Consider the following 8335-nt stretch of genomic DNA (forward strand, 5'->3'; position numbering starts at 1 on the left):
AAAACTGCCCAGAAGGAATCTGGGCAGGATTGACTAAATTCAGGGACATTCGTCAAAAAGAAGAAGGTGCATACTTTCAGGCATTATCGGCAGGAATCTCTGATTGTGCCTGAAAATGCAGCGTGACCCGCAGAATTTCACTTTCGGTGCCGAGGCGGAACGGTAATCCCCAGGCACCCATTCCACTGGTGACCAGCGCTTGCGGCTGCGTATCGCAGCGGCCGACGACGCATGGATAAGCCAGTCTGACCGCCAGTGCGAACGGCGCGACCTGTCCCGCATGAGTATGGCCGGAAACCTGTAAAAGCACGGCCGGGTTTTTCTCTTTCAGCTTGGGCTGATGATCGACGACGATCCAGTCGGCGTTCGACTTGCCGATCAAATCGTTTAACGCCAGGCGCGGCTGTGAGCGGTCCTGACGGAATAACAGCTGAAGATGCTCGTCAATCGCGATGGTTTGATCGCGAAGCAGGACGATCCGGCTGGCCTGAATTTGTTGGAAATACGCTTCATAGCGGCGTTGGTGGTATTCGTGATTGCCTGCCGCCATATAAACCGTTTCCAATTGGGAATGATTGACGGCGTCGAGGAATTCCTGCAACTGTTTCGGCGTCGTGTATTCGTCGAACAGATCGCCGGCGATGATCACCGGCTGCTTCGGTGTTTGTTCCAGAATGCGGATTAAGGCGTTGATTTCCTTCGCGTTGACGGAGGTTCCTAAATGCAGATCTGAGATTACGGTGAACTGCAGTTCGTCATGTGGAAACCGGGAGCTCAGCGTGAGCTGGGTATCGTGAACGGCAAGCGTATGCGCCTGCCGCCATCCTGTGACGCTGATTCCGCCGCTCAGCAGGACGCTGAGACTCAGCCAGCAGAACAGCCAGGTTCGCGTGCCGGTGGGCCGCAGCTGAAAAAGCAGCAGAAGCAGCGTGGAAACTGCCAGGAAAACTAACATGCCCAAGGCCAGGGCTTGAACGAATTGTGTAGAGCCCAGCGGTAAGGGCATGAACCGGACGATGAATATCAGCACCGCGATTCCGTCAAAAATTTGGATTTTTTTACGAATGCCGGATGCAACATGACTGCGCTCGAGCAGATGCTGCTGAGCGGCCAGACCTGCCAGAATTCCGGCCAAGACCAGAATTAATATCAATTTAAGCAACATAGTCTCACTTCCTATTCATTAGGATACCAGAGAAAACGAAAAATCAGCGTCAGAAAAAATAAAGAATTTTGAAAACCGGCTTCATAGAAAACCAGGACTAACTTGAGAGAATCAACTGAATGAAAATTGTTTCAGGAAGAAATTGAAAAAAGATCATCAAGAAGCCCAGGAAACCGGGGAAAAGACTTTAAAAGACCTGCGTTTTTTTCTATAATGAAAATCAGAATTGGAGTTGAAATCATGAAAATACTCGATTTGCGCAGCGACACGGTTACGCAGCCGACGCCTGAGATGCGGGAAGCGATCGCTTCCGCACTCGTCGGCGACGATGTGTATGGCGACGATCCGACGGTCAACGAACTGGAGCGTCAGGCTGCCGAGCGTTTAGGCAAGGAAGCGGCATTGTTTGTTTCCAGCGGAACAATGGGGAATCTGTTAGGTGTTCAGTCGCAGACTCAGCGCGGGGATGAAGTGATCCTCGGAGCGCGGAGCCACATCATCACCCATGAAGTTGGTCATCTCGCTCAGATCTGTCAATGCATGGGGCGGACGATTGACAACCCCGACGATCGGATTTATCCAGACGATATCCGTCAGGCGGTCCGGCCGGACGACATTCACGAACCGCCGACAACGCTGCTTTGTCTGGAAAACGCGTTGTCCAACGGCACAGTGGTGCCGCTGGAACTCATGCGGCAGGATTATGCCGCGGCGAAGGAAGCCGGGTTAAACGTCCATCTGGACGGCGCACGGCTGTTTAACGCGGCGACGGCGCTGGGCGTTAATGCGGCAGAGCTGGCTGCCTGTGCGGATTCCGTGACGTTCTGCCTGTCCAAAGGACTGTGCGCGCCGGTCGGTTCAATGTTATGCGGAACGAAGGAATTCATCGCCCGCGCGCGGCGCAACCGCAAGCGGATTGGCGGCGGTTTGCGTCAGGCGGGATTTCTGGCCGCGGCCGGATTGATCGCGATGAATCAGATGAGCCTGCGGCTGGGCGAGGATCACGCCAATGCGAAAACACTGGCGGCGATGCTGGAGGAGCTGGACGGTGTTGCGGTGGCGAAGGATCAGCTGGATATCAATATGGTCTTTCTGACGCTGAACGGTCTGGCCGCGCCGGAGCGGTTTGTCGGAGCATTAAAGGAACAGGGGATTTTAATCAACGGTGCGGATCACGGCGTTTACCGGCTGGTCACGCACTGGGGAATTGAGACCGCGGATCTGCCGCGGATTGCCGCAGCGATCGACCGCTGCAGAAAGGAACTGTAATGGACTATAAAACACGCCGAACCCGCGTCATGGAGGCAATGCCGCAGGGTTCCCTGGCATTATTCTTTTCCGGCAAAGCGCCGGTTCGTTCGCTGGACGAGGCCTATCCGTTCTCGGTCAACCGCAATTTCTATTATCTGACCGGTTTGGATCGGGAAGCGATGACATTGGCGCTGATTAAAAACGGCGATTACGTTCAGTCGGTGCTGTTTATCGAGCCGTTTGATCCGGAACAGGCCCGCTGGGTCGGCGGCCGGATGAAACCGGAGGAAGCGCAGCAGCAGGCCGATGTCGACGCTGTGTATCCGAATGCGGAAATGCTGGATTTCATCCATCGTCAAATGAAGCTGAACCGCGGCAACCGCCGCATGAGCGTCGGGCTGGATCTGGCGAAGGAAAGCTGGGAGGAGCCGGATGATCCGGCCTATCGGTTTGCCAGTCATGTACGGCAGCATTATCCCAGCGTCGATCTGATCAACGTCCACGCGTCCCTGGCCCAGCTGCGGATGATCAAGGACGAGGATGAACTGAATCTGATGCGGCAGGCGCAGGAAGCGACGATCACCGCCGTCAAGGTGATGATGCGGCATTGCGCGCCGGGCATCAATGAAACCGAGCTGGAAGGGGTCTTCGACTTCGCGTTAATGAAGCAGGGAGTGCGCGAGCATGCGTTCCCGACGATCTGCGCTTCGGGCGCTAATGCGACGACGCTGCATTACAGCCGCAACGACGAAGTGATCGAAGATGGCAGTCTGGTGCTGTGCGACCTGGGCGGTGCGGTCGGTCATTACTGTGCCGATATCACGCGCACCTATCCGGCCAACGGCCGTTTCACAGAGCGCCAGAAACAGATTTATGATATCGTGCTGGAAGGTCAGCGGCGGGTGATCGCCGCCATCCGGCCGGGACGCACGCTGCGTCAGCTGAACCAGGTGCTGGTTGATTTTTACAGCGAACAGCTCGCCGCGATTGGTCTGTTAGATCACGGCATGACCGTGCGGGATTACTACTTCCACAGTGTGTCGCACCATCTGGGTCTGGATACTCACGACGTCAACATCGCGAATCTGCCGCTGGCAGCGGGGATGGTGATCACCGTGGAGCCGGGACTGTACCTGGAAGCGGAGGGGATTGGCATTCGGATCGAGGACGATGTGCTCGTCAGCGAAACCGGGGCGGTCAACTTAAGCGAAAAGCTGCCGCATACGACGGAAGAAATAGAAACATTCATGAACAAGGGGGAATAAACAATGGACAAACTTCAACGTGATGAATTTTACAACTACCGCTTTTTATCCAATCTGACTGTATCGCCGGAGAAAACGGCGGCGGCTGTGACGGTCTGGCAGGCGGATCCTAAAAACAATAGCTACACAAGCAACATCTGGGTTCGCAAGGATCAGGGATTTGCGCAGCTGACGGCGATGGATAAGGAAAGCAGCTTTATCTTTGACGATGAAACGACGATCCTGTTTGCGGCCAGCCGTGACAGCCAGGACAAGAAGAAGGCGGAAGCCGGCGAGCCGTATACCGCGTATTACCGGATTTCGTTAACCGGCGGAGAAGCGGTCAAGGCCTTTACGGTACCGTTAAAAGCGATCGGGATCTGGAAGCTGGACGCCGATCTGTATCTGATCAAAGCCCGCACGGATGCCGGGATCGGTGATTTTGCGGCGATGAGCGAAGAACAGCGCGAACAGGTTTTGAAGTCAAAGAAAGACAACGTCGATTATGAAGTTTTCGATGAAATTCCGTTCTGGTCCAACGGCGGCGGATTCACGAACAAGCTGCGGAACACGTTGTATGTCGTCGATGCGAAGGCGAAGACCTGCACGCCGATCACCGCACCGCTGTTTATGACCGGCGACGTCGACGTGAAGGAGGGCAAGGTGCTGTATACCGGCGAGGAATACACAAGCCGTCCGCAGCGCAAGGCTTCCGTTTATCTGTATGACGTGAAAGCCAAGACGACGGAATGCATTTATGATAAAAAAGAATATTCGATTCACGAAGCTGCGTTTTTCGGTGAGGCCATCGTGTTGGCGGCTGCGACGACAACCCGCCACGGCAATAACGAAAACCCGTATCTTTATAAGCTTGATCCAGTGAGTCATGAGGTGACGCTGTGGGCGCCGTACGAGTACAGCATGGGCTCCTCGGTCGGCTCCGACTGCCGTTATGGCGGCGGCTGCGGTTTTGCGGCGGATGAGAAAGCGCTGTATTTCTTAACGACGCGCGAGGACAGCTCGCATTTGTATAAGATGGGCGCCTGCGGCTGCATTCAGCCGGTGATCGAGCTGACCGGCTCTGTCGATCATTTTGCGCTGGCCGGCGGTAAGATTCTGTTTGCGGGCATGCTGGGGCAGAAGCTGCAGGAAATCTATGAGTATGATCCGGAGACTAAGACGACCACCCAGATCTCCGATTTCAACGAAGCGGCGTTAACGAATAAGTATGTCGCAGTTCTGCAGCGGTTAAGTGTCGAATCGGAAGGCACGACGATCAACGGCTGGGTGCTGCTGCCGAAGGATTATGATGAAACGAAGCGCTATCCGGCAATCCTGGATATCCATGGCGGACCGAAGACAGTGTATGGCGAGGTCTTCTATCATGAAATGCAGGTCTGGGCGAATGAAGGCTATTTCGTCTTCTTCTGCAACCCGATCGGCTCCGACGGCCGCGATAATGAATTCGCGGATCTGCGCGGCAAATACGGCACCTGCGATTACAACAACATCATGGATTTCACGGATGCGGTGCTCAAGCAGTACCCGGCGATCGACGCGCAGCGTGTCGGCGTAACCGGCGGCAGCTACGGCGGATTCATGACCAACTGGATCATCGGCCATACTTCGCGCTTTGCGGCCGCGGCCTCCCAGCGCAGCATCGCCAACTGGATTTCGTTCTACGGTGTTTCCGATATCGGCATGACCTTCGGACCGGACCAGCAGGGCGGCAATATCTACGACGATACGGAAAAGCTGTGGTGGCATTCCCCAGTCAAGTATGCGCGCGCCTGCACGACGCCGACGCTGTTTATTCATTCGGATGAAGACTACCGCTGTCCGATGGCGGAAGGCTTGCAAATGTACACCGCTCTGGTCGATCTGGGTGTCGAGTCCAAGCTCGTGTATTTCAAGGGCGAAAACCATGAACTGAGCCGCTCCGGCAAACCGCTGCACCGGATGAGAAGATTGAACGAGATCACCGACTGGATGCAGTCGCATTTAAAATAAACCAGAGAATTCATGACGATACCGCTTAGCGCGGTATCGTTCTTGTATTCAGCGTTCCTGCATCAGCCGTCGCTCCGGAGGTTGCTTAGTATGTATAACTACTGACACAAAACCTGTTCAGCCGCCGCTTTTTATGAAAGCGCAAATAGAAAAGGAAACAAAAGTCATGATTAAAGGAATTGTAATGGACCTGGATCAGACGCTGCTGCATAACGACAAACAAATTTCACGCTATACCCTTCAAGTTTTAGAACAGGCGAAAAGACAGGGACTGACGCTGTTTTTCGCTACCGGGCGTTCCGTGATGCGAATCGAGAATTACCGGAGGCAGGTTCATCCCGAGGGTTTAATCTGTCTCAACGGCGGCCTGAATCTATGGCAGGGACAGAGAGTTTCTCAATATCCGCTGAATCCCTCACTGGTTAAAAGTGTTGTCGAAAGACTGAATGGGCTGTCAGGCTGCCGCTTAACGCTGACGTATGCTGACACGATTTTTACGAACGATCCGCAGACGCGGCACGATGATCCGATCTATCATCGCGCAGACCTGCCGGGTTGCCCGATGGATTCCGTGCTGAAAATTTCGATCAATCTGGATTCTGATCAGGAAGCAGCCTGGCTGAACAGCCTGGACTGCACCTGTCTTGCGAACGCGCATGAGCCAGGTTATTATGTTCTTGTCAGCTCCGTTGTCAGCAAACTGACAGGGGCGCGCGATCTTTGTCGGCGCTGTGGTTTGGACTTGTCGGAATTGGCTGTGTTTGGCGATGACTTTAACGATCTGCCTTTGCTTCAAAACTGTGGAATAGGAATCGCGGTGATGAACGCTCATCCGGAAGTCAAGGCGGCCGCTTCACAAACCTGTTTCAGCAATGAACAAGACGGCCCCGCGCATTGGATCGCGGAGGTTTTGCTGAAAGAGAAACCGGAGTTTTAAAGTGAAAGTTCTGAGTAACATTTTCAAGTCGGAAAAGGGAAGATGCGCTCATTTCAGGATCACAGTGACCAATTTTTATGAGGGAGGATTAGATGGAAAAGCGTAATGCTCAACTTCGCGGTGCGATCTATGGGCTGGCTGTGGGCGACGCCTTGGGCGTTCCGGTAGAGTTCATGGAACGCGGAACTTTCCGTATCGAAGGAATGCAGGGATATGGGACATATCGGCAGCCGGAAGGAACCTGGTCGGATGACACAAGCATGACGCTGGCAACCTGCGACGCAATCCGGCAAACGGGTGAAATCGATGTGGAAGCCATCCGCTCGGCGTTTTGCAACTGGCTTTTTCATGGCAGTTATGCGATTAACCAGGTTGTGTTTGATTGCGGAAATACGACCGGACAGGCGCTGGTTCGGGGTTACGGATTTGTGGATTTCAAGGCCAACGGCAATGGTTCGTTGATGCGGATTCTGCCATTAGCGTTTACTGAGGCTGATGCGGAAACGATTGCGGCCGTTTCCGCGATCACGCACGGCCACGTCATTTCGGTGCGCGCTTGTCAGATCTATATTGATTGCGCTCGAACATTGATAGCAGAAAAAGACCTTGCTGCAATCTTGCGGAATCGAAATGAGGTTCCGCCGTTTCACCGGTTATCTCAATTGGAGGCGTTGGAGGAATCAGAGATCCGGTCCAGCGGGTATGTCGTCGATACACTGGAAGCCGCGTTATGGTCGCTGCTTCACAGTCACAGCTATGCCGAAACGGTGCTCCGGGCAGTGAATCTGGGCAATGATACGGATACTGTCGGCGCGGTGGCCGGCGGACTGGCCGGAATCCTGTATGGAATGGAAGCCATTCCGGCAGCCTGGCTGGAAACGCTGCGCGGCAAAGACATCATCGAAGATTGTCTGTTCTGACGATGTGATTGGTAACGGTAGTCAGACGTAGAGTCGTAATCTCAGACGAGATTGATGATTTTTATGCCGCGGGTTTAGAAATGAATGAAACAGGGTTTTGAAACTGAAAAAAAGGGAGCGCCGTAACGGGTTTGATCATCCGTTTCAGGGCGTTCCTTTTTTAGTTATTCTTCTGGATTATCAGCGGGTTGATCCTGCGGAACATCGCTGCCGTCTGGATTTTCGTCAGTGCCGGCTTCGTTACTGCCGTCGCTTTGATCCGGGTTGTCTGGCACAGAGTCTGTTTCAGGCGCCGGTTCTGTGTGTTCCAGACGATAAACGACGATTTCGGCAGGGGAGAACAGGCGTACGTCCATGCGGGTGGTGCCGGTGCCGTTGCTGACGTCAAGGAGAATATCGTCAACCTGATGCTTGCCGCGGTAATATATCTCGGCATAATTCGCCCGGTAAAAGGTACCCAGCAGCGGAATGTAAATCTGGCCGCCGTGGCTGTGGCCGGCTAACATTAAATCCGTCTGGTCCTGCGGCAGCCGCAGCACGGTATCCGGCGTATGGCACAGGGCGATCGTGAAGCTGTCCGGAGAGATGTTCTGATACGCCGCTTCCGGATCCGGATTGCCCAGCATCTCGCTTTCCAAACCGACTAACGAAATCGACTGAGTGCCGCGGTTGCGGATTTTCACGGACTGATTGTTCAAGACTTCAAAGCCCGCTTCAAATAACAAGTGGCTGACCATTTCCCCGCTGCTCTGCGATTCCAGATCATGGTTGCCCAGCACCGCGAATTCAAAACCCTTTCGGTTCCAAC

The 8335-nt window shown here is 54.1% G+C and carries 6 protein-coding genes; 5 read left to right on the forward strand and 1 reads right to left on the reverse strand.

Translation table 11 applies throughout. From position 1 onward, the window contains the following. Positions 1–76 precede the first annotated feature (76 nt). Positions 77–1165 (reverse strand): metallophosphoesterase, encoded by a 1089-nt coding sequence (locus HOLDEFILI_RS14555; protein ID WP_006060576.1) that lies wholly within the window; start codon positions 1163–1165, stop codon positions 77–79. 240 nt (positions 1166–1405) lie between these two features. Here HOLDEFILI_RS14555 and ltaE point away from each other — a divergent pair, with 240 nt between their 5' ends. The 5 genes from ltaE to HOLDEFILI_RS14580 all read left to right on the forward strand — a co-directional run bounded on the left by ltaE (position 1406) and on the right by HOLDEFILI_RS14580 (position 7527). Next, on the forward strand, positions 1406–2434 hold the full coding sequence (ltaE, locus tag HOLDEFILI_RS14560; RefSeq protein ID WP_039865088.1) for a low-specificity L-threonine aldolase: 1029 nt from the start codon (positions 1406–1408) through the stop codon (positions 2432–2434). Beyond that, positions 2434–3681, forward strand: a complete 1248-nt coding sequence (locus HOLDEFILI_RS14565) for a M24 family metallopeptidase (RefSeq protein ID WP_006060578.1) — start codon at positions 2434–2436, stop codon at positions 3679–3681. The genes ltaE and HOLDEFILI_RS14565 overlap by 1 nt, the downstream gene beginning before the upstream one ends. Before the next feature lie 3 nt (positions 3682–3684). Next, a complete protein-coding gene (locus tag HOLDEFILI_RS14570; protein ID WP_006060579.1) occupies positions 3685–5670 on the forward strand; it encodes an alpha/beta hydrolase family protein in 1986 nt (661 codons plus the stop codon). A 166-nt stretch (positions 5671–5836) separates the two neighbouring features. Next, complete coding sequence (locus HOLDEFILI_RS14575; protein WP_039865089.1) at positions 5837–6607, forward strand: HAD family hydrolase; 771 nt, start codon at positions 5837–5839, stop codon at positions 6605–6607. A gap of 92 nt (positions 6608–6699) precedes the next feature. Beyond that, complete coding sequence (locus HOLDEFILI_RS14580; RefSeq protein WP_006060581.1) at positions 6700–7527, forward strand: ADP-ribosylglycohydrolase family protein; 828 nt, start codon at positions 6700–6702, stop codon at positions 7525–7527. The last annotated feature ends 808 nt before the right edge of the window (positions 7528–8335 follow it).

It is taken from the genome of Holdemania filiformis DSM 12042 (genome assembly GCF_000157995.1).
Taxonomy (GTDB): Bacteria; Bacillota_I; Bacilli_A; order Erysipelotrichales; family Erysipelotrichaceae; genus Holdemania; species Holdemania filiformis.

Excerpts from the sequence above, each read along its gene's own strand:
- ltaE (WP_039865088.1), top strand. The coding sequence starts at position 1,406 with ATGAAAATACTCGATTTGCGCAGCGACACGGTTACGCAGCCGACGCCT.
- HOLDEFILI_RS14570 (WP_006060579.1), top strand. The coding sequence starts at position 3,685 with ATGGACAAACTTCAACGTGATGAATTTTACAACTACCGCTTTTTATCC.
- HOLDEFILI_RS14580 (WP_006060581.1), top strand. The coding sequence starts at position 6,700 with ATGGAAAAGCGTAATGCTCAACTTCGCGGTGCGATCTATGGGCTGGCT.
- HOLDEFILI_RS14555 (WP_006060576.1), bottom strand. The coding sequence starts at position 1,165 with ATGTTGCTTAAATTGATATTAATTCTGGTCTTGGCCGGAATTCTGGCA.
- HOLDEFILI_RS14575 (WP_039865089.1), top strand. The coding sequence starts at position 5,837 with ATGATTAAAGGAATTGTAATGGACCTGGATCAGACGCTGCTGCATAAC.
- HOLDEFILI_RS14565 (WP_006060578.1), top strand. The coding sequence starts at position 2,434 with ATGGACTATAAAACACGCCGAACCCGCGTCATGGAGGCAATGCCGCAG.